We start from the raw sequence: 19,442 nt of genomic DNA, 5'->3' as shown, positions 1-19,442 counted from the left end.
ATGTCAGGAGGGAGGGCAGGGGCCGACACCGGGGCCGGCCCCGAAAGATTACATGTTGGGGTAGTTGGGGCCGCCGGCGCCCTCAGGGACAACCCAGGTAATGTTCTGGGCCGGATCCTTGATATCACAGGTCTTACAGTGCACGCAGTTCTGCGCATTGATCTGGAACTGTGGTCCCTCGTCGCCCTCAACAACCTCGTATACGCCTGCCGGGCAGTAGCGCTGGGCCGGCTCGGCGAACTTCGGCAGGTTCTGGCTGATCGGGATGCTGGCATCCTTCAGTTGCAGATGGCAGGGCTGATCTTCCTCGTGGTTGGTATTGGAGAGGAAAACAGACGAGAGCTTGTCGAATGAGAGTACACCGTCCGGCTTCGGATACTGAATCTCCGTGCAGTCGCTGGCAGGCTTGAGCTGCTCGTGATCCTTGTGCGTGTCGTGCAGGGTGACGGGGATCTTGCCGCCAAACCAGTTCTGGTCGATGTAGTTGAAGGCGCCCCCCAGGTAGGGACCAAACTTGTGCATCGCAGGACCGAAATTGCGGGCACGATAGAGTTCGTCATACAGCCAGGAGGAGGTGTAGGCATCGGTAAACCCGGTCAGATCCTTGCCGCCTTCATCACCCTTGGCAAGGGCTTCAACGATGGATTCAGCCGCCAGCATACCGGACTTCATTGCCGTATGAATGCCCTTGATCTTGGAGAAATTAAGGGTGCCGGCGTCACAGCCGATCAGCAAGGCACCCGGCATGGTCATCTTCGGCAGGGTATTGAAGCCGCCTTTGGTGATGGCGCGCGCACCATAAGCAACACGCTTGCCGCCCTCGAGATACTGCTTGATCTCAGGGTGGTGTTTCATGCGCTGGAATTCATCGAACGGGCTCAACCAGGGGTTTGAGTAGTTCAGGTCAATGATCAGGCCTACAACAACCTGATTGTCTTCGGCATGGTAGAGGAAGAAGCCGCCGCTGGCGCCGTCACTCAGGGGCCAGCCGGAGCCATGTACGACCAGGCCGGGCTTGTGTTTGGCCGGATCGATATCCCAGAGTTCCTTGATACCAATACCGTAGTGCTGCGGGTCGGCATCCTTGTCGAGGGCAAATTTTTCGATCAGCTGCTTGCCCAAATGGCCACGGCAGCCTTCGGAGAAAATGGTGTATTTGGCATGCAGCTCCATGCCGGGCATATAGTTGGGGCCCTGCTCGCCATTGGCCGTTACGCCCATATCACCGGTGGCAATACCCTTGACGCTGCCATCTTCGTTGTACAGTACTTCTGCTGCTGCAAAGCCCGGGAACACTTCCACGCCCAGCTGCTCGGCCTGTTCCGCCAACCAGCGGGTGACGTTGCCGAGGCTGACAATATAGTTGCCGTCGTTGTGCATGGTTTTGGGTACGAAGGCATTGGGCAGTCGGGATGCGCTGTTTGCATCCTTCAGCATGAATACCTGGTCTTCAGTGACCGCAGTATTCAAAGGTGCGCCTTTTTCTTTCCAATCCGGGAAGAGTTCGTCGAGTGCACGTGTTTCCATGACGGCACCGGAAAGGATATGGGCACCGACTTCGGAGCCTTTCTCCACCACACAGACGGTGAGTTCCTGCTCGGCGGCTTGCGCCTGCTGCATCAGGCGGCAGGCAGCGGACAGGCCAGCAGGGCCGGCGCCGACGACGACAACATCAAATTCCATCGATTCACGATTCACGGTATTTCCTCCATCGGTGTGGATGCTGTGTTCTTATTGTTGTGTGCCACATCGTATGACATGTCTATCTGCGCTATCATAAGTAAAAACCCTTATTTGTAAAGCGCCAGCCCCTTTTGGCGAGGGATAAGGCTTTCAAATCAGGGTTATTGCTTATTCTGTGTCGCTGGTTATGATGCAGGACAGCACCCGCAAGCGGTGAGGCTGCAATACGCGGTCAAATACACAAGGTAAGGGTAACGCAATGAAGGTTCTGGTAACGGTTAAGCGAGTTATCGATTACAACGTCAAGGTCCGGGTCAAGTCGGACAACTCCGACGTGGATCTCAACAATGTGAAGATGGCGATCAACCCCTTCTGTGAAATCGCAGTTGAGGAGGCGGTTCGATTGAAGGAAGCCGGTACGGCAACGGAAGTCGTCGTTGTTTCGCTGGGGCCGCAGGCCGCGCAGGAGCAGCTTCGCACGGCGCTGGCGCTGGGTGCTGACCGTGCCATTCTGGTTCAGAGTGACGAGCCGCTGGAATCTCTCTCGGTTGCCAAGCTTTTGGCCAAGGTGGTGGAGAAGGAACAGCCTGATCTGGTGCTGATGGGCAAGCAGGCGATTGACAGCGATAACAACCAGACCGGCCAGATGCTGGCCGCATTGACCGGTATGGGTCAGGGGACCTTCGCGTCCGAAATCAAGGTTGACGGCAACACGCTGCAGGTAACCCGTGAAGTGGATGGGGGTCTGCAGACGGTAGAACTGAATACACCGGCTGTGGTAACCACCGATCTGCGCCTGAATGAGCCCCGCTATGCGTCTCTGCCCAACATCATGAAGGCCAAGCGCAAGCCGCTGGATACGCTGACACCGGCAGATCTGGGTGTGGAGATAAAAGCCAATACCCGGCTGCTCAAGGTTGAACCGCCGGCTGAGCGCTCTGCGGGTATCAAGGTGGCTGATGTGGCTGAGCTGGTCGATAAACTGAAAAACGAGGCGAAGGTGATCTGATGAGCATTCTGGTAATTGCTGAACACGATAATGAAACGCTCAAGCCCTCGACTCTGAGCACCCTGGCTGCGGCGGCACAAATTGGGGGGGACGTGACCCTGCTGGTAGCAGGCAACGGCTGCTCAGCGGCCGGTCAGGCGGCAGCCAGTGCCGAAGGTGTCGCCAAGGTTCTGGTGGCAGACAACAGTGCCTATGATCATGAGATCGCCGAGAATATGGCGGCGCTGATTGTGTCACTGGCAGAAGGCTTTACGCATATTCTGGCGCCCGCAACTGCCAACGGCAAAAACTTCATGCCGCGCGTGGCAGCACTGCTGGATGTAGGTCAGGTATCGGACATTATCAAGGTTGAATCTGCAGATACCTTTGCCCGGCCGATCTATGCCGGTAATGCCATTGCAACGGTTCAGTCGCTGGATCCGGTCAAAGTGATCACCGTGCGCGGTACTGCATTCGATGCTGTATCCGCCGAAGGAGGCTCGGCAGCCGTGGAATCGCTGGAACAGGTGGAGGACACGGGGCTGAGCCGCTATATCAGTGAAGAGATGGCGCAGTCTGATCGGCCGGAACTGACGTCGGCGCGTGTCGTTATTTCCGGCGGGCGTGGCATGGCTGACAGCGAACACTTCCACCTGCTCGAGAAGGTTGCCGACAAGCTGGGGGCTGCCGTGGGGGCTTCTCGTGCGGCGGTTGATGCCGGCTTTGCTCCCAATGACATGCAGGTAGGGCAGACCGGTAAAATTGTGGCGCCGGAGCTGTACATCGCCGTCGGTATTTCGGGCGCGATTCAACATCTGGCCGGGATGAAAGACTCCAAGGTGATTGTTGCGATCAACAAGGATGAGGAAGCCCCGATTTTCCAGGTGGCCGATTACGGTCTGGTGGCTGACCTGTTTACGGCACTACCGGAGCTGGATAGCTCACTGTAAATAAAAGGCCACGGCTTCATGCCGTGGCCAAGTTCTCTGGCGGCTTTGCTCTGGAGCCGCTATCTTCCCGACTGCTGCCTTGACGCCTGCTCGAATGATCTCAGGATGCCCGTGGAACCTGATGTGAGGGGTGAGTGGCAATGAAATGCTGCAGGGCGCTGTTCAGGAGTGCCTGCTTTTTCTGGTCGCCACACCGCTTGGCTCTTTCAATATCATCAATGATGAAGCGCTGAATGCGCTGCTCGCCATCATGGGTCACCAGGTAATGACCCAGCGCTACGGCGATCATGGGGTCCATATGCTCATGTTCCGCAATGGCTGCAATTTCGTCAGCCGACAGTTCGCTCATCTCCAGGCACTCTTCGTATGTCAACATGCCATTCCTCCTGCACCGTTTTGTGGGGGTGATCTGAGTTGAAACCAAAACCTGAGTTTCTCAGTTTAGAGGGGAGGGGATATTTTGCGAGCTGTGCGCGCTGCGTATTTTTCATCCACTCCAATCAAAGCTGAAGAATGTCTCATGCTGCGTTTGCGCACAAAAATCGGAGCGAAAGGGTAAAGGTGGTATTCTGTGCCACCCAGTGACATTGAGCAGGAGCAGCAATGATACTTCAGCCCGAAAATATGGCACCGGTCGATATTTACCATGCCTTGACCCAGATCATAATTCCCAGACCGGTCGCATGGTTACTGACGCCCAATGATGACCAGGCCAGCCAGTTCAACCTTGCCCCTTTTTCATTCTTTAACGTTGTCTGCAGCGATCCGCCCATTCTGATGCTCTCGATGGGCAACAAGACCAGTGGAGAGGCCAAGGACAGTGTACGCAACCTGACAGAAAGGCAGCGCGGCGTGGTACACATCGCCACGGACAGTCAGGCCCAATGGGTCACTGACTCTGCGCAAGAGATGGCTTTTGGCGAGTCAGAAGTGGAGCGGCTGGGGCTGGAGCTGGTGGGCTTCGAAGGCACCGGCCTGCAGCGGTTGGCAGCGGCACCCATTGCACTGGCCTGCAGGCTCTATCAGCACTTGGAGGTGGGTAACAAGCCTCAGAACCTGTTCCTGGTTGAGGTCGAAAAAGTCTGGATCGACGACCGGGTCTGCTTTGAAGACGGGAAGGGGCGGGTTCGGTTTGACGCTGACAGGATCAAGCCCCTGGCTCGCCTGGGCGGGTCCGAGTACGCCAGTCTGGATGAGGTGTTTCGCATCGACCGTCGCTGAGCGGTTTGACTTCTCCGGGTGACTGCTGCAGAGTGCGCGCTTTTTTGTATCTGGCTAGGCTTGCCTTGGGGGAGAAAAAAGATGAATGCTGTACTCGCGGCGGTTGTCGTGATGCTGGTTTTAAGCCTTCTGCGCACACCGGTGGTGGTGGCGCTGGTTGTCGGTGCATTGACCGCCGGTTTACTGTCGGGCATGGGGCTTGAGCATACGCTGGATGTGTTCAGTGGTGGCATAGGCGGTGGTGCCGAAGTTGCACTGAGCTATGCCATGCTGGGCGGCTTTGCTGTTGCCATTGCCCAGTCGGGTCTGCCGCATGCCATGGCGGACATGGTCCAGCGCAAGCTGGGGAACAGTGATGGCCATAAGGGGCGTATGGTCAAGTACGCGCTGGTGCTGGCGCTGGTGGCCGTGGCCATTTCGTCTCAGAACCTGATTCCCATCCATATCGCGTTTATTCCGCTGCTGGTACCGCCGCTGCTCATGGTGATGAGCAAAATGCAGCTGGATCGCCGTCTCATCGCATGTGTACTCACATTCGGCCTGGTGACGCCTTACATGTTCCTGCCGGTGGGCTTTGGTGGCATCTACCTGCATAACATCCTGCTGCAGAACGTGGCGGATAACGGCCTGGCGACCGATGGCATCAATGTGATGGCTGCCATGTGGATCCCGGCACTGGGCATGCTGGCCGGCCTTGTGCTGGCGCTGTTCAGCTACCGCAAGCCAAGACAGTACGACATGGAGCGACTGCAGGCAGCGGAGCGTGTCGAGGTCAACTACAGCCCCATGCGTCTGTTGTCAGTTGGTGCGGCCATACTGGCGGCCTTTGGTATTCAGCTCTGGAGTGGCTCCATGGTGCTGGGGGCACTGGCCGGGTATATGGTGTGTACACTGACCGGGATTATCCGCTGGAAACAGGCGGATGGGGTCCTGATTGACGGCATGAAGATGATGGCCATGATCGGCTTTATCATGATCACGGCAGCCGGCTTTGCCGAGGTGATGCGCGAAACGGGCGAAATTGCCACGCTGGTCAGTGGTACGGCTGATCTGATTGGTGGCAACAAGGCGCTGGCGGCCCTGCTGATGTTGGTTGTAGGCTTGCTGGTGACGCTGGGTATTGGCTCGTCGTTTTCGACCATTCCGATCATTGCCGCGATCTACGTGCCGCTGGCACTGTCACTGGGCTTCAGCCCGCTGGCGATTGTAGCCCTGGTGGGCACTGCCGGTGCGCTGGGCGACGCAGGCTCTCCTGCGTCTGACTCCACCCTGGGGCCAACCTCGGGTCTGAATGTTGATGGCCAGCATCATCATATCTGGGATACGGTTGTCCCGACCTTCCTGCACTACAACCTGCCTTTGCTGCTCGCCGGCTGGGCTGCGGCCATGGTGCTCTGACCCGCCTGTTCAATCGCCTGGCTGCTTGAACGGCAGCCAGGTGTTCAGCATCTCGATCTGCTCCTGCATCATTTCGCGCTCTTCATCCAGGAACCGATCAACTGCTCGGTGGAAGTCGGGATGCGCCATCCGATGCAAGGACCAGGTTCTGACCGGCTCAAAGCCCCGCTGTATCTTGTGCTCACCCTGCGCCCCGGGATCGAACCGTTGCAGTCGCCGTTCGATACAGAACTCGATTCCCTGATAGTAGCAGGCCTCAAAATGCAGGCTGTCATACTGTTCAATACAGCCCCAGTAGCGCCCGTATAGTGTTTGGTCATCCATGAAGTACAGTGCTGCCGCGACCGGTCGTGATTCAGGCTCCGCCTCGGCGGTTACCAGCAGCAGGCTGTCCGGCATGCGTGCGTGTAACAGGTGAAAAAATCGGGGCTCAGGTAGCCCTGGCGACCCCGCTTGAGATAGGTCATCTGGTAAAAGCGGTAGAACTGGTCCAGCCGCTCCCGCGTGATGTCAGCCCCCGTCAGTCGTTTAAGTAAAACTGACTGCTCCTGAACCTTGCGTCGTTCACGGCGCACCGACTTTCGCTTGCGTGATGTGAAGGTGTCGAGAAAATCATCGAAATGTTCATGGCCAGGGTTGAACCAGTGGTACTGGGTGCCAAGTCGACTCAGTACCGAGGGTTCGACATGCTCGCGTGCTGTCGCCTGAGGAAAGAGGCAGTGCCAGGATGAGGCGCTGATATCCTGCATGATCTGGTCCAAAATGACCGGAAGCAGCGCCCAGGCCTCAGCGGTCGGCAGGTTGCTGCCAAAGCGGGGGCCTGTTGCCGGCGTAAAGGGAATGGCGTTCACGAGTTTCGGGTAATAAGGCAGCCCGTTGCGCTCATAGGCATCTGCCCAGGCCCAGTCGAATACATATTCGCCCCAGGAGTGAGATTTCAGGTAAAGCGGGATCACCATGACGGGCCGGTCATGCTCATCGGTTACGCGCGCGTGCAGCGGCTGCCAGCCGGTGTCGCTGCCTACGCTGCCGGACTCTTCCAGTGCAGACAGGAATGCATGCTGGATAAACGGGTATCGGGTATTGCACAGCAGGTCCCACTCGTCGGCCGCTATGTCACTGATAGAGGGGTGCAGATTGACTTTATACATGCTGGCCTATACTAATCATGTCACTGTTTGGATTCTGATAAGGAGCCCTGAATGGACGAGTTGGAGCTTGAATTTGAGCTGGACCCCCGTCTTGTGACCGACACCATCGCCATTGGTGACTTCCCCCTGTGCCGGCTGTTACTGATGAATGATAGCCAATACCCCTGGTTCATTCTGGTTCCGCGCAGAGCCGGGGTGACCGAAATCTATCATTTGCCGGCCAGTGAGCAGCAGCAACTGATTCAGGAAGCCAGCGAGCTGTCGGAAACACTGGCGGACCTGTTTCAGGCACGCAAGATGAATGTGGCGACGCTGGGCAATATGGTGCCGCAGTTACACATGCATGTCATTGCACGCCGTGAATCGGATCCTGCCTGGCCCGGGCCGGTCTGGGGCAAAGTGCCGGCCGTTCCCTACACGGACGAAGCCCTTGCTCAGGTGCGTGGCAAGCTGGAGGTTTTGCTTCAGGGTGAACTGGCATTTGAACCTCATAACTGATCATCGGATGCATTCCCGCCGCCGGGCCTGTCAGGCCCGGCCAAATCGGTTATAATCCCCGCCTTTGAATTCCACGTTGCACACTCGGATACAGGAACAGGATACTATGCGCAGCCATTATTGCGGCGATCTCAGAGCAGAACACATTGGTGAAGATGTCACACTGAGCGGCTGGGTTCACCGCCGTCGTGACCACGGTGGCGTGATTTTCCTCGATCTTCGTGACCGCGAAGGTATCGCTCAGGTTGTTTTCGACCCCGACCGCGAAGAAAGCTTCAATCTGGCCGATAGTGTGCGCAACGAGTACGTTGTAGAGGTGCGCGGCACTGTGCGTGCGCGTCCTGAAGGCACCATTAACCCGGAAATGGGCACGGGTGAAATCGAAGTACTGGGTAAGGAACTGGTCATTCTGAACAAGGCCGAGACACCTCCGTTCCAGCTCGATGAACACCAGCAAGTGGGTGAGGATGTCCGTCTGCGTCACCGCTACATCGACCTGCGTCGTCCCGAAATCCAGCGCAAGCTGCGTTTCCGCTCCAAAATTACCCACAACATCCGCAACTACCTGGAAGAAAACGGCTTCCTGGATATTGAAACCCCGATTCTGACCCGCGCGACGCCGGAAGGTGCCCGCGACTATCTGGTGCCAAGCCGCACGCATGAAGGCAGCTTCTTCGCGCTGCCGCAGTCACCTCAGCTGTTCAAGCAGCTGTTGATGGTGTCCGGTTTTGACCGCTACTACCAGATCGCCAAGTGTTTCCGCGACGAAGACCTGCGTGCAGATCGTCAGCCTGAATTTACCCAGATCGACATCGAAACCTCGTTCATGGACGAGGAAGGCATCATGGGGCTGACCGAAGGCATGATCCGCGACCTGTTCAACGAGATTCTGGACGTGGATCTGGGTGAGTTCCCGCGTATGCCATACGCGGAAGCCATGCAGCGCTTCGGTTCCGACAAGCCGGACCTGCGTATTCCGCTGGAACTGGTTGACGTTGCCGACCTGCTGCAGGATATCGAGTTCAAGGTCTTTGCCGGTCCTGCCAAGGATCCGAAAGGTCGCGTAGCGGCGCTGAAAGTGCCGGGTGGTGCCGAGCTGACACGCAAGATCATCGATGACTACACCAAGTTTGTTGGTATCTACGGTGCCAAGGGGCTGGCGTGGATCAAGGTGAATGAACTGGAAAAAGGCGCAGAAGGCCTCCAGTCACCGATCGTCAAATTCCTGGGTGAAGACGTTGCCATGAAGGTGATGGAGCGTCTGGAAGCCAAGAATGGTGATATCGTCTTCTTCGGTGCCGACAAGGCACACATTGTCAACGAAGCGCTGGGTGCTCTGCGCATCAAGGTTGGCGAAGACATGAACCTGATCGAGCGTGAATGGGCGCCGCTGTGGGTCGTGGACTTCCCGATGTTCGAGGAAACCGACAATGGCGGTCTGACTGCGCTGCATCACCCGTTCACCGCGCCGAGCTGCTCGCCGGAAGAACTGATCGAGCAGCCTGAAGGCAAGCTGTCGCGTGCCTATGACATGGTGCTGAACGGTACCGAGCTGGGTGGCGGTTCTGTCCGTATCCACGACCAGGCCATGCAGAAGGCCGTGTTCAAGGTGCTGGGCATCTCTGACGAAGAGGCAGAAGAAAAGTTCGGCTTCCTGCTGAACGCGCTGAAGTTCGGTGCGCCGCCTCACGGTGGTCTGGCATTCGGTCTGGATCGACTGGTTATGCTGATGACCGGCTCTTCGTCTATCCGCGAAGTGATTGCCTTCCCGAAAACTCAGAGTGCTGCCTGTCTGCTGACTGATGCCCCGGGTGAAGTCAGTGCAGCACAGCTGCGTGAGCTGAACATCAAGCTTCGCAAGACTCCCTGATCGTTCCCGGTCAGGTCGGCCAGGCGGCCGCTAACCATACGAATAGATGAACAGGGCCTGCGGGCCCTGAAATCAATCGAGGATGTAGTTATATGGCAGGTCATTCCAAATGGGCTAACATCAAGCACCGCAAGGCAGCACAGGATGCCAAGCGAGGCAAGATTTTCACCAAGCTGATTCGTGAGCTGACAGTAGCGGCGAAAGAGGGGGGTGGAAACCCGGATGACAACCCGCGCCTGCGCGCCGCTGTCGACAAGGCGCTGGGTGCCAACATGAAAAAGGACACCATCGAAAAGGCGATCCAGCGTGGTGCCGGTGGTGGTGAAGGCGACAACTACGACGAGCTGACCTATGAAGGCTACGGCCCGAACGGTGTCGCGATTCTGGTTGAGTGCATGACCGATAACGTGAACCGTACTGTGTCGCAGGTACGCGCGGCCTTCAACAAGGCGGGCGGTAATCTGGGCACCAACGGCTCCGTGGCTTACCTGTTCGAGAAAAAGGGCCAGATCACCTTTGGTGAAGATGCGGATGAAGAAGCGATCATGGAAGCCGCGCTGGAAGCCGGTGCTGACGATGTGGTGACCAATGAAGATGGCTCCATCGATGTATTTGCACCCGCGCAGGACTTCATGGACGTCAAGCAGGGGCTGGTGGATGCCGGTCTGGAGCCCGTTTATGCTGAAGTTGGCATGATCCCGTCCACCACCGTTGAGCTGGACGTTGATGCAGGCATCAAGGCCCTTAAGCTGATCGATGCACTGGAAGATCTGGATGATACCCAGAACGTGTATCACAATGCGGAGATTCCGGAAGAGTCCATGCAGTAAGCACGGGGCAGTGTAGCGGACAAGACCGGGGGCAACCCCGGTTTTTTATGGGCGCAGTCAAGAGACACGCATGCGGATTTTGGGAATAGACCCGGGTTCACGTATCACCGGCTATGGTGTAATCGACATTCAGGGTGTGCGCATCACCTATGTGGCCAGTGGCTGTATCCGCATCAGCGGGGAACAGCTTGCCGACCGTCTGCAGCAGGTGTACGCGGGTGTCAGCGAAGTGATCGAACGTTACCGGCCTGATCAAATGGCCATCGAGCAGGTGTTCATGGCCCGCAATGCAGATTCGGCGCTTAAGCTGGGTCAGGCGCGGGGGGTGGCCATTGTTGCCGGCGCCAATCAGGCGCTGCCGGTATCGGAATACGCGGCACGGCGGGTGAAGCAGTCTGTTGTCGGGAATGGCGGGGCAGACAAGTCGCAGGTGCAGCATATGGTGGCACATTTGCTGAAGCTGCCCGGTCTGCCGCAGGCTGATGCGGCCGATGCGCTGGCCATAGCACTGTGCCATGCGCATACCTCTTCAGGACAGTCTCAGCCCGTACGGACGCGTGGTCGCTCCAGTGGCCGCTGGCGGTTATAGATGACAGGAGAAATCAGGAAGTGATCGGCTATTTAAGAGGGCGGATTCTGGAAAAGCAGCCGCCCTGGTTGTTGCTGGATGTCGGTGGCGTGGGGTATGAGGTTGAGGCCTCGATGAATACCTTTTACGGCTTGCCCGAGGTTGGAGCAGAAGTGGGGCTGCATACGCATTTCGTGGTGCGAGAAGATGCGCAACTGCTTTACGGCTTTGAGAACAGCCGTGAAAAGCTGCTGTTCCGTGCACTGATCAAGGTGAATGGAGTGGGGCCCAAACTGGCACTGTCTATCCTGTCGGGCATTTCGGCCGATGACTTCATTCGCACGGTGCACCATGAAGATACTACGGCGCTGGTGCGCATACCGGGTGTCGGCAAGAAAACCGCTGAGCGATTGATTGTCGAAATGAAGGACCGTTTGGCACAGCTGGAACTGCCAACACTGACCGAACTGGAACTGAGCGCCGGTAATCAGGTGGCTGCTCCGACAGAAGCCTCCGTTGATCATCGTGCCGAAGCCGAAAGCGCTCTGGTTGCGCTGGGCTACAAGCCGCAGCAGGCGACCCGTGCCATTGAGCAGGCTGCCGATGTACTGGGAGCGGATGCAGATACCGAGAACCTGATCCGTCAGGCGCTGAAAACCATGGTGACAGGCTAGAGGTCGGCATGAAGATCGAAGCAGATCGTTTTATCACTCCAGAAGCCAGTACGCCCACAGAAGAGGTGCATGATCGCGCCATTCGGCCCAAGCTGCTGCAGGACTATGAAGGGCAGCCCGCGGTGCGTGAGCAGATGGAAATCTTTATCCATGCTGCTCGCGCTCGCGGCGAAGCACTGGATCACACGCTGATATTCGGTCCGCCCGGACTGGGTAAAACGACCCTGGCCAACATTATTGCCCATGAAATGGGGTCTCAGATTCGCACCACTTCCGGCCCCGTGCTGGAACGGGCTGGGGACTTGGCCGCGCTGTTGACCAATCTGAAGCCGGGTGACGTTCTGTTTATTGATGAAATTCACCGCCTCAGCCCCAATGTGGAGGAGGTGCTGTATCCGGCCATGGAAGACTACCAGCTCGATATCATGATTGGTGAAGGGCCTGCCGCGCGCTCCATCAAGCTCGATTTGCCGCCATTCACGCTGGTTGGGGCCACCACTCGTGCCGGCTCGCTGACATCGCCCCTGCGTGATCGTTTCGGCATCGTGCAGCGCCTTGAGTACTACTCCATTGATGATCTGACCGGCATCGTGATGCGCTCGGGTCAGTTGACCGAGACGGAAGTTCAGCCTGAGGGTGCACGTGAAATTGCCCGCCGCTCTCGGGGTACGCCGCGTATTGCCAACCGTCTGCTGAGGCGAGCCCGGGATTTTGCCGAGGTGAAAGGCGATGGCTGCATCACCAAGGAGATAGCAGATTTGGCCTTGAACATGTTGAACGTGGATGAGCGTGGCTTTGACCACATGGATCGCCGTCTTCTGTTAACCATGATCGAGAAGTTTTCCGGTGGCCCGGTCGGGATCGACAACCTTTCAGCGGCCATCAGCGAAGAGCGCGATACCATTGAAGATGTGCTTGAGCCCTATCTGATCCAGCAGGGGTTTATCATGCGCACCCCGCGTGGACGTGTAGTAACCGATCATGCCTACGTCCACTTCGGTATCGAGCGGCCTGACTGATATCAATGGAAATGATGAAATAGTGACCAGTGGCGACTGCCTGACCAGGATCAACTTCCAATAGGACCATACTGCTTTAGCATGAAGCCGTCCATTCACTAAGAGGGTCGCTCCCATGTCGGCAGTCATGAGTCAGGATGAGCTGCAGGGTATCGCCGAGGAGTTGCATGAGCTTCTGGATACGCTCCACGAGGAGCTTGGCGAGGAGCTCAAGAAGATAGAGCATGCCCGTCACCTGCTGCGCCAGGTGCCCGAAGGCAAGACCGAGCGTCAGTCGGCACTGGAGCTGGCCCGTCGGCTTGAGCTTGAGCACCTGCGTCAGCACCTGGATACGATCGCGGCCTGTAACGAGGCACTGGAGCGAATCAATCGCGGCCACTATGGTCGTTGCGTTGAATGTGGCGAGGCGATCGAGCTCAATCTTCTCCGTGCAGACCCCTTGATCAGTACCTGTATGGCCTGTCAGGGGTGAACTCTTGTTTTAAAATCTGCGGCTGTTATTGTTGTCTGCCATCAGGGTTTTAGCAGGGCAACGGCATGCCGTTTCAATGGCCGGTCAGGGTATATATTGAAGATACCGATACTGGCGGTATCGTGTACTACGTCAACTACCTCAAATTCATGGAGCGGGCTCGCACCGAGCTGCTTCGTCACCATGGTGTGTCTCAGCAATCCCTCGCTGACGAAGACATCATCTTCGTTGTCACTCATGCCGAGTGTGATTATCGCAAGCCTGCCCGGTTGGATGATGAACTTCTGATAGATGTGGAAATCCAATCGGTTTCGCCAACCCGTGTCACCTTTTCGCAGCGGATTGTTCGGTCTTCAGATTCTGTTCTGCTTTGTCAGGGTAGAATCATCGTGGCATGTGTAACCGCGACGCAGATGAAGCCCCGGCGTTGGCCTGCAAACCTGATAGAACAACTAACGAATGGTTTTGGGCCGCAGCTGGCCGTTGAGGAGAAGTAATGGAAGATAAGCTGTCCATCTGGAGCCTGGTACTGAATGCGAGCCTTGTCGTGCAGCTGGTGATGCTGTCGCTGCTGCTGGCCTCCTTTCTCTCCTGGGTGATGATTTTCCAGCGCAATCAGGTGATGCGAAAGGCACGTCGATCATTGCGGCAGTTTGAAGACCGTTTCTGGTCCGGCATTGATCTGGGGCAGCTGTTTCGCGAGGTCAATCAATCTCCCAACGCGACCAGTGGTGCCGAAAACATCTTTCGTGCAGGGCTGCAGGAATATACCCGCCTGAGCCAGAAAAGCGGCAGCGACCCGGACATGATCATGAACGGCGTACAGCGTGCCATGCGGGTTGCCATGGCGCGAGAGGAAGAGCGCCTCGAACGACATCTTCCTTTTCTCGCGACCGTAGGTTCAACCAGCCCCTATGTGGGCCTGTTTGGCACGGTGTGGGGCATCATGAATGCCTTTCGAGGACTGGCCAATGTGCATCAGGCAACGCTGGCATCAGTGGCGCCGGGGATTTCGGAAGCGCTGGTCGCGACGGCGATTGGCCTGTTTGCCGCGATTCCGGCGGTCATCGCCTTCAACCGCTTCTCGGCACAGGCCGAAAGTCTGTTGAATGCATACGACACCTTTGCCGATGAATTTTCCAGCATTCTGTACCGTCGCGTTCACCGCGCGGCCTGAGGCTGACACATGATTCGTAAAGATCGCAAAAAGCGGCGTCTGAACTCGGAAATCAATGTGGTGCCGTACATTGATGTCACCCTGGTATTGCTGGTTATCTTCATGGTAACGGCGCCCATGCTGACCCAGGGTGTCAGTGTGGAACTGCCACAGGCATCGGCTGAACCGGTGGACGACCAGAACGAGGAACCTGTTATCCTGACAGTTGATGCAGAAGGGCGTTACTACATTAATGTCGGTGGCGATGAAGAAACGCCACTGAATGCCGGTCAGGTAGCCGAGCGAGTCGGCAAGGTGCTGCAGGCGGCCCCTGACAAGTTGCTGTTGGTCAGGGGGGATCGAGCGGCCAGCTATGATCAGGTGGTACAACTGATGGTCTTGTTGCAGGGTGCCGGTGCCAGCAGTGTTGGCCTGGTAACAGAATAGGCCTGATGGTGGATTTGAGAAGCTATATTCTGCCCACGTGTCTGGCGCTGTTGATTCATGGTGCGGTGCTCTTGCTGTTGAGTACCCACTGGATTGATCATGCCGAGCCAAGGCGCAATACACCTCGCCACATTCAGGCTCAAATGATCGAACTGAATGCGCTGGCGCAGCGCCAGGCTGAGCAGGAACAGGCCGCACAAGAAAAAGCCCGCCAGCAGGCTGCTGCCAAGGAGCGTGAGCGTCGCGAGCGTGAACGGGCCCTGGCTGAAAAGCGCCAGCAGGAGCTGCAGCGCAAGAAGGCTGAGGCTGAGGCCAAACGCAAGGCGGAGCAAGCTGCCGAGCGCAAGCGGCAAGAGGCACTGGCGCGCAAGCGGGAGGCCGAGCAAAAACGCCAGGCGGAACTGGCCGCTCGTAAAAAGGCAGAAGCTGAGGCACGCAAGCGCAAGGCGGAAGAGCAGGCACGCAAGGCGGAAGAGCAGGCCAGACGTGAGGCGGAAGCACTGGCGCGTCAGGAGGCTGAGCGACGCGAGCAGCAGGCGGCCGCAGAGAAAGAGCTTCAGCAGGCGCTGGAGCGTGAGCGCCAGGCGCGTGAGCAGGCTCAAGCGGCAGCGCGTCAGGCCTCACAGGCGGTTATCGGTGATATCCGCGGTTACATACAGGCGGTGCTGCAGGACAGTTGGCGTATACCCAGCACCGCTCGCAACGGTATGGAAGCGGTGGTGGCGATTCATTTCCTGCCCAGTGGAGAAGTGGATCAGGCCTATATCGATACCAGCAGTGGCAATGCGGCATTTGATAACTCTGCCGTGCAGGCAGTCTATCGGGTACAGACCTTTCCGCGGATTGCAGAGGTCGATCCGATTCTGTTTGAGCGCAGATTGCGTAAACTCCTAGTGAAATTCAGGCCGGAGGGGCTCAGGTGGTAAAACTGATACAGCTATGGACTTTCATGCTGGCGACGCTTTTTACGGTGCCGGTGCATGCTGAACTGGTCGTTGAAGTCACTCAGGGGGTGGAGTCCCCGACCCGCATTGCCATTGTCCCTTTTGCCAACGAGAGTGCACTCGCACTGAGTGAAGACGTGGCGCAGGTTGTTGAGCAGGATCTGGGTCGCAGCGGCTTTTTTGAGCCCATGTCACGTGACAACATGCTGGGCTTCCCCAGCCGGCAGCAGGACGTATTCTTTCGTGACTGGCGCATTTCGCGGATGGATTACGTCGTCATAGGGCGTGTGCAGGCAACGGGCTCCGGCGAGCTTTCGGTAACCTATGAACTGTTCGACGTGTTGCGGGAAACGTCCCTCCTGACAGAGAACGTTTCCGTCACGCCGGAGGGGTTGCGAGATGCTGCGCACTTTATTTCCGATCGCATTTTCGAAGAGCTGACGGGGCTGAAGGGTGCTTTCTCGACCCAGATTGTCTACGTGACGGCGGAGCAAATGGGCGCTGATCGACAGCGTTTCCGTTTGATGCTGGCGGATTGGGACGGTGCGCGGGCACAAACCATTCTGGAGTCACCTCAGCCGATCCTGTCTCCGGCCTGGTCGATGGATGGCAGCAAGCTGGCCTATGTGTCGTTTGAGACCGGCAAGCCCTCCATCTATGTACAGCATCTGGCAACCGGTCAGCGTGAGCGTATTCAGTCATTCCCCGGCTTGAATGGCGCGCCTGCCTGGTCACCTGATGGGCAGCGATTGGCGCTGGTCCTGTCCCGTGACGGAAACCCGGAAATCTATTTGCTGAACCTCCAGACACGCGAGCTTCAGCGCGTCACTCGACATTATGGTATCGATACAGAGCCGAGCTGGTCTCCGGATGGCCAGTCGCTCATCTTTACCTCCGACCGGGGCGGGCAGCCACAGATCTACCGGCTCAATCTGGCAACCCGCAACCTTGAGCGACTGACGTTTGAGGGCAACTATAATGCGCGTGGCCGTCTGACACAGGACGGGCGCTTTCTGACGATGGTTCATCGCAGTCAGGGCGGCGGGAACGGCTTTGATATCGCGGTACAGGATTTGAAGACTGACCGTGTCGATATCCTGACACGCTCAGGGCTGGCTGAGTCTCCGAGCATCGCCCCCAATGGCAGTGTGGTCATCTATGCAACCCAGGAAGGTACACGTGGAGTGCTGGCGGCCGTATCGCTTGATGGTCGCGTACAGTTCCGCATGCCTGCCAGCACGGGTGATGTGCGTGAACCGGCCTGGTCGCCCTACCTGCGATGAGGCCCCTTTAGCCGGAACAATTAACGTTAATAACTTAAAATGAATGAGTAGAGGAAACAGCATGCGCGTAGCCAATTTCACTAAAGCCGTAGCCATTACTTCCGCCATGATCTGGGCGGCGGGCTGTAGTACCACCAGCACGACCACAGACGGTGGTTCAGCCGGCTCGGCCAATGGCGGTCAGTCCGGTTCAGGCGCCAGTAGCTATGGTGCTTCCTCCGGTGGTGTGTCCGCAGGTCAGGTTGTGACCCGCGAAGATCTGAACCAGTTGCAGACCGTTTTCTACTTCGACTTCGACAAGGCTGTCGTTCGCCAGCAGGGCTTTGCCGATCTCGAGGCGCATGCCCGCTACCTCGCGCAGAACCCGGGTGCTGCCGTTCGTCTGGAAGGTCATGCGGATGAGCGTGGTACCCGTGAATACAACATGGCGCTGGGTGAGCGTCGTGCCAAGGCGGTTGAGCGCCTGCTGATGGTCAATGGCGCGGCATCCGGCCAGGTTGAAAGCGTCAGCTTCGGTGAAGAAAAGCCGGCTATGATTGGTCATGATGCTGCTTCATGGGCCAAGAACCGCCGTGTTGAACTGAAATACCTGAGCAAATGATTGCGCGCAGGCATTGGCTGGGTCTGGCGGGGTGGCTTAGTGTCACCACGCCGGTCTGGGCCGAGGTTCCAGTCATCGAAATACGCGAGCCTGCATCCGTAAATGGTACGGGTCAGTCGTCGGTGGCGCTGGGTAATCCTGCCGGCAACGAGATGGTGTTGCTGATTCAGCAGCTGCAGGATGAGGTGCGCACCCTGCGCGGTACGGTTGAGCAGCAACAGCGAAGAATTGATCTGCTTGAGCAGCAGCAGCGTGACCGCTATCGCGACGTGGATCGCCGCTTGAGTCTGCTGTTCCAATCCCTGTCGGTCGATGCGGCGTCGGCCTCAGCAGAGGGCAGTGCAATACCTGAAGTCGGGCAAACGCCTCAACAGGCTGCTCCGGCCACGGGTCAGCCTGCTCAAGGTGGTTCTGTGAAGGCTGAGGAGTCCGCTGCAAACACCCCGAACGAGTCAGTCGAGCAGGCCGGTGGCCGTGCGGATCGTGAGGCCTATGAAAGGGTCTATGCCCTGATCCGTGAGCGCCAATTTGAGCAGGCCAATGCGGCCCTTGAAGCGTTCATTCAGGACTACCCCGGCAGTGACCTGGTGCCCAACGCCTGGTATTGGAAAGGGGAAGTGCACCTTGCACGGCAACAGCTTGAGCCGGCACAAACAGCGTTTCGGCATGTGATCGAGCAGTTTGCGGGCCATGGCAAGGCCGCTGATGCGCTCTATAAACTGGGCGTGCTCTTTGGCCGCAGTGGTGATAGGGTTCAGGCCGAAAATACCATGCGGAAAGTGATCGAAACCTATCCGCAGTCATCGGCGGCAGATCTGGCTCGTGGCTACCTGGCGCCTTAATCAGCAGCTTGAGTTTTAATTGGCAAAACCTTGATGAAACAACGTGAAAAGCGAGCGGTCGTACTGTTGTCCGGCGGTCTTGATTCAGCAACTGCTCTTGCAATGGCCAAGGCTGAAGGCTATGCCTGCTTCGTCTTGAGCTTTGATTACGGACAGCGTTCTTTAACCGAGCTGAATGCGGCTCGGGCCATTGCCGCACAGGTGGGCGCGGTCGAGCACCGTGTACTGCGCCTGAGTCTGGAAGACTTTGGGGGTTCGGCGCTGACGGATAACAGCATCGATGTCCCTGAAGATGCGTGTGAAGGGGTGCCAGTCACCTATGTCCCGGCACGTAATACGGTGTTTCTGTCACTGGCGCTCGGCTGGGCCGAAGTGCTGGATGCAGATGCCATTTTCATCGGTGTGAATGCCGTGGACTATTCCGGGTATCCGGACTGCAGATCCGAGTTTATTGAAGCCTTTGAAAAAATGGCAAACCTGGCGACCCGCCGGGGGGTAGAAGGCGATCCGATCAGCATCAAAACGCCGCTGATGCACCTTACCAAGGCTGATATTATCGAAAAGGGCACGGCGCTCGGGATCGACTACGCGCTCACTGTATCCTGCTATCAGGCCGATGATCAGGGGCGTGCATGTGGTCGTTGTGACAGCTGCCGCCTGCGTGCCAAGGGCTTTGAAGACGCCGGTGTCGAGGATCCGACGCGGTATATGTAAAAAGTCTCTGGCAGGGGTTGCCATTTGCCGATTTAAGGGTAAAATGCGCAGCCCATTGGGTCGTTAGCTCAGTTGGTAGAGCAGTTGGCTTTTAACCAATTGGTCATAGGTTCGAGTCCTATACGACCCACCA

At 57.4% G+C, this 19,442-nt stretch carries 21 protein-coding genes, 1 tRNA gene and 1 pseudogene; 20 read left to right on the top strand and 3 right to left on the bottom strand.

All coding sequences use genetic code 11. From position 1 onward, the window contains the following. Positions 1-48: 48 nt before the first annotated feature. The gene (locus H9C73_RS13075) at positions 49-1,683 is read right to left on the bottom strand and encodes an electron transfer flavoprotein-ubiquinone oxidoreductase (protein ID WP_209288379.1); all 1,635 of its coding nucleotides are present in this window, start codon (positions 1,681-1,683) and stop codon (positions 49-51) included. A gap of 259 nt (positions 1,684-1,942) precedes the next feature. Here H9C73_RS13075 and H9C73_RS13070 point away from each other — a divergent pair, with 259 nt between their 5' ends. Beyond that, complete coding sequence (locus H9C73_RS13070; RefSeq protein ID WP_209288344.1) at positions 1,943-2,692, top strand: electron transfer flavoprotein subunit beta/FixA family protein; 750 nt, start codon at positions 1,943-1,945, stop codon at positions 2,690-2,692. Beyond that, positions 2,692-3,621 (top strand): electron transfer flavoprotein subunit alpha/FixB family protein, encoded by a 930-nt coding sequence (locus tag H9C73_RS13065; RefSeq protein ID WP_209288343.1) that lies wholly within the window; start codon positions 2,692-2,694, stop codon positions 3,619-3,621. Before H9C73_RS13070 ends, H9C73_RS13065 begins: the two co-directional genes overlap by 1 nt. Positions 3,622-3,721: 100 nt before the next feature. Here the strand turns inward: H9C73_RS13065 and H9C73_RS13060 are convergent, their stop codons facing one another. Beyond that, positions 3,722-3,997 (bottom strand): hypothetical protein, encoded by a 276-nt coding sequence (locus H9C73_RS13060; RefSeq protein ID WP_209288342.1) that lies wholly within the window; start codon positions 3,995-3,997, stop codon positions 3,722-3,724. A gap of 227 nt (positions 3,998-4,224) precedes the next feature. Here H9C73_RS13060 and H9C73_RS13055 point away from each other — a divergent pair, with 227 nt between their 5' ends. Both H9C73_RS13055 and H9C73_RS13050 read left to right on the top strand, forming a co-directional pair. Further along, positions 4,225-4,842 carry a flavin reductase family protein gene (locus H9C73_RS13055; protein ID WP_209288341.1) on the top strand — a complete coding sequence of 206 codons (618 nt, stop codon included), beginning with the start codon at positions 4,225-4,227 and terminating at the stop codon, positions 4,840-4,842. 81 nt (positions 4,843-4,923) lie between these two features. Then, complete coding sequence (locus H9C73_RS13050; protein ID WP_209288340.1) at positions 4,924-6,240, top strand: Na+/H+ antiporter family protein; 1,317 nt, start codon at positions 4,924-4,926, stop codon at positions 6,238-6,240. Between the two features lie 9 nt (positions 6,241-6,249). Here H9C73_RS13050 and H9C73_RS13045 read toward each other — a convergent pair. Then, positions 6,250-7,391 (bottom strand): annotated as a pseudogene (locus H9C73_RS13045) (GNAT family N-acetyltransferase). A gap of 51 nt (positions 7,392-7,442) precedes the next feature. On the opposite strand from H9C73_RS13045, the gene H9C73_RS13040 reads away from it, so the two are divergent. From H9C73_RS13040 to H9C73_RS12965, 16 genes are all read left to right on the top strand, one after another. Continuing rightward, positions 7,443-7,889 carry an HIT family protein gene (locus tag H9C73_RS13040; protein WP_209288339.1) on the top strand — a complete coding sequence of 149 codons (447 nt, stop codon included), beginning with the start codon at positions 7,443-7,445 and terminating at the stop codon, positions 7,887-7,889. 106 nt (positions 7,890-7,995) lie between these two features. Beyond that, complete coding sequence (aspS, locus tag H9C73_RS13035) at positions 7,996-9,759, top strand: aspartate--tRNA ligase (RefSeq protein WP_209288338.1); 1,764 nt, start codon at positions 7,996-7,998, stop codon at positions 9,757-9,759. A gap of 92 nt (positions 9,760-9,851) precedes the next feature. Next, positions 9,852-10,589, top strand: coding sequence for a YebC/PmpR family DNA-binding transcriptional regulator (locus H9C73_RS13030; protein WP_209288337.1), 738 nt, complete (start codon positions 9,852-9,854; stop codon positions 10,587-10,589). Between the two features lie 70 nt (positions 10,590-10,659). Next, complete coding sequence (ruvC, locus tag H9C73_RS13025; RefSeq protein WP_209288336.1) at positions 10,660-11,178, top strand: crossover junction endodeoxyribonuclease RuvC; 519 nt, start codon at positions 10,660-10,662, stop codon at positions 11,176-11,178. A 20-nt stretch (positions 11,179-11,198) separates the two neighbouring features. Then, positions 11,199-11,831 carry a Holliday junction branch migration protein RuvA gene (ruvA, locus tag H9C73_RS13020; RefSeq protein ID WP_209288335.1) on the top strand — a complete coding sequence of 211 codons (633 nt, stop codon included), beginning with the start codon at positions 11,199-11,201 and terminating at the stop codon, positions 11,829-11,831. 8 nt (positions 11,832-11,839) lie between these two features. Next, positions 11,840-12,850 (top strand): Holliday junction branch migration DNA helicase RuvB, encoded by a 1,011-nt coding sequence (gene ruvB, locus H9C73_RS13015; RefSeq protein ID WP_209288334.1) that lies wholly within the window; start codon positions 11,840-11,842, stop codon positions 12,848-12,850. 115 nt (positions 12,851-12,965) lie between these two features. Next, the gene (locus H9C73_RS13010) at positions 12,966-13,322 is read left to right on the top strand and encodes a TraR/DksA family transcriptional regulator (protein ID WP_209288333.1); all 357 of its coding nucleotides are present in this window, start codon (positions 12,966-12,968) and stop codon (positions 13,320-13,322) included. Between the two features lie 65 nt (positions 13,323-13,387). After that, entirely contained in the window at positions 13,388-13,819 is a 432-nt protein-coding gene (ybgC, locus tag H9C73_RS13005; protein WP_209288332.1) for a tol-pal system-associated acyl-CoA thioesterase, read from the top strand. Then, on the top strand, positions 13,819-14,499 hold the full coding sequence (gene tolQ / locus H9C73_RS13000) for a protein TolQ (protein WP_209288331.1): 681 nt from the start codon (positions 13,819-13,821) through the stop codon (positions 14,497-14,499). The genes ybgC and tolQ overlap by 1 nt, the downstream gene beginning before the upstream one ends. 9 nt (positions 14,500-14,508) lie before the next feature. Beyond that, the gene (tolR, locus tag H9C73_RS12995; RefSeq protein ID WP_209288330.1) at positions 14,509-14,925 is read left to right on the top strand and encodes a protein TolR; all 417 of its coding nucleotides are present in this window, start codon (positions 14,509-14,511) and stop codon (positions 14,923-14,925) included. Between the two features lie 5 nt (positions 14,926-14,930). Beyond that, complete coding sequence (gene tolA, locus H9C73_RS12990; protein ID WP_209288329.1) at positions 14,931-15,851, top strand: cell envelope integrity protein TolA; 921 nt, start codon at positions 14,931-14,933, stop codon at positions 15,849-15,851. Continuing rightward, positions 15,845-17,152: a Tol-Pal system beta propeller repeat protein TolB gene (gene tolB, locus H9C73_RS12985; RefSeq protein WP_209288328.1), complete on the top strand. Its 1,308-nt coding sequence runs from the start codon at positions 15,845-15,847 to the stop codon at positions 17,150-17,152. The genes tolA and tolB overlap by 7 nt, the downstream gene beginning before the upstream one ends. Positions 17,153-17,213: 61 nt before the next feature. Then, on the top strand, positions 17,214-17,753 hold the full coding sequence (gene pal / locus H9C73_RS12980; protein ID WP_209288327.1) for a peptidoglycan-associated lipoprotein Pal: 540 nt from the start codon (positions 17,214-17,216) through the stop codon (positions 17,751-17,753). Next, positions 17,750-18,595 carry a tol-pal system protein YbgF gene (gene ybgF, locus H9C73_RS12975; RefSeq protein ID WP_209288326.1) on the top strand — a complete coding sequence of 282 codons (846 nt, stop codon included), beginning with the start codon at positions 17,750-17,752 and terminating at the stop codon, positions 18,593-18,595. The genes pal and ybgF overlap by 4 nt, the downstream gene beginning before the upstream one ends. Before the next feature lie 33 nt (positions 18,596-18,628). Further along, entirely contained in the window at positions 18,629-19,309 is a 681-nt protein-coding gene (gene queC / locus H9C73_RS12970; protein ID WP_209288325.1) for a 7-cyano-7-deazaguanine synthase QueC, read from the top strand. 57 nt (positions 19,310-19,366) lie between these two features. Then, positions 19,367-19,442: transfer RNA gene (locus H9C73_RS12965), tRNA-Lys, on the top strand.

The sequence above is a fragment of the Marinobacterium alkalitolerans genome (assembly GCF_017776525.1).
Lineage (GTDB): Bacteria > Pseudomonadota > Gammaproteobacteria > Pseudomonadales > Balneatricaceae > Marinobacterium > Marinobacterium alkalitolerans.
The sequence above is the reverse complement of the archived record's forward strand: the minus strand, read 5'-3'. Positions and strand labels throughout refer to the sequence as shown.

Bases quoted from the DNA above. Each gene is read 5' to 3' on its own strand.
- pal (WP_209288327.1), top strand. From the start codon at position 17,214: ATGCGCGTAGCCAATTTCACTAAAGCCGTAGCCATTACTTCCGCCATG.
- H9C73_RS13040 (WP_209288339.1), top strand. From the start codon at position 7,443: ATGGACGAGTTGGAGCTTGAATTTGAGCTGGACCCCCGTCTTGTGACC.
- ruvB (WP_209288334.1), top strand. From the start codon at position 11,840: ATGAAGATCGAAGCAGATCGTTTTATCACTCCAGAAGCCAGTACGCCC.
- ruvC (WP_209288336.1), top strand. From the start codon at position 10,660: ATGCGGATTTTGGGAATAGACCCGGGTTCACGTATCACCGGCTATGGT.
- H9C73_RS13010 (WP_209288333.1), top strand. From the start codon at position 12,966: ATGTCGGCAGTCATGAGTCAGGATGAGCTGCAGGGTATCGCCGAGGAG.
- ybgF (WP_209288326.1), top strand. From the start codon at position 17,750: ATGATTGCGCGCAGGCATTGGCTGGGTCTGGCGGGGTGGCTTAGTGTC.
- H9C73_RS13030 (WP_209288337.1), top strand. From the start codon at position 9,852: ATGGCAGGTCATTCCAAATGGGCTAACATCAAGCACCGCAAGGCAGCA.
- tolA (WP_209288329.1), top strand. From the start codon at position 14,931: ATGGTGGATTTGAGAAGCTATATTCTGCCCACGTGTCTGGCGCTGTTG.
- H9C73_RS13060 (WP_209288342.1), bottom strand. From the start codon at position 3,997: ATGTTGACATACGAAGAGTGCCTGGAGATGAGCGAACTGTCGGCTGAC.
- queC (WP_209288325.1), top strand. From the start codon at position 18,629: ATGAAACAACGTGAAAAGCGAGCGGTCGTACTGTTGTCCGGCGGTCTT.
- tolQ (WP_209288331.1), top strand. From the start codon at position 13,819: ATGGAAGATAAGCTGTCCATCTGGAGCCTGGTACTGAATGCGAGCCTT.
- H9C73_RS13050 (WP_209288340.1), top strand. From the start codon at position 4,924: ATGAATGCTGTACTCGCGGCGGTTGTCGTGATGCTGGTTTTAAGCCTT.
- H9C73_RS13065 (WP_209288343.1), top strand. From the start codon at position 2,692: ATGAGCATTCTGGTAATTGCTGAACACGATAATGAAACGCTCAAGCCC.
- ybgC (WP_209288332.1), top strand. From the start codon at position 13,388: ATGCCGTTTCAATGGCCGGTCAGGGTATATATTGAAGATACCGATACT.
- H9C73_RS13075 (WP_209288379.1), bottom strand. From the start codon at position 1,683: ATGGAATTTGATGTTGTCGTCGTCGGCGCCGGCCCTGCTGGCCTGTCC.
- H9C73_RS13055 (WP_209288341.1), top strand. From the start codon at position 4,225: ATGATACTTCAGCCCGAAAATATGGCACCGGTCGATATTTACCATGCC.
- tolR (WP_209288330.1), top strand. From the start codon at position 14,509: ATGATTCGTAAAGATCGCAAAAAGCGGCGTCTGAACTCGGAAATCAAT.
- aspS (WP_209288338.1), top strand. From the start codon at position 7,996: ATGCGCAGCCATTATTGCGGCGATCTCAGAGCAGAACACATTGGTGAA.
- H9C73_RS13070 (WP_209288344.1), top strand. From the start codon at position 1,943: ATGAAGGTTCTGGTAACGGTTAAGCGAGTTATCGATTACAACGTCAAG.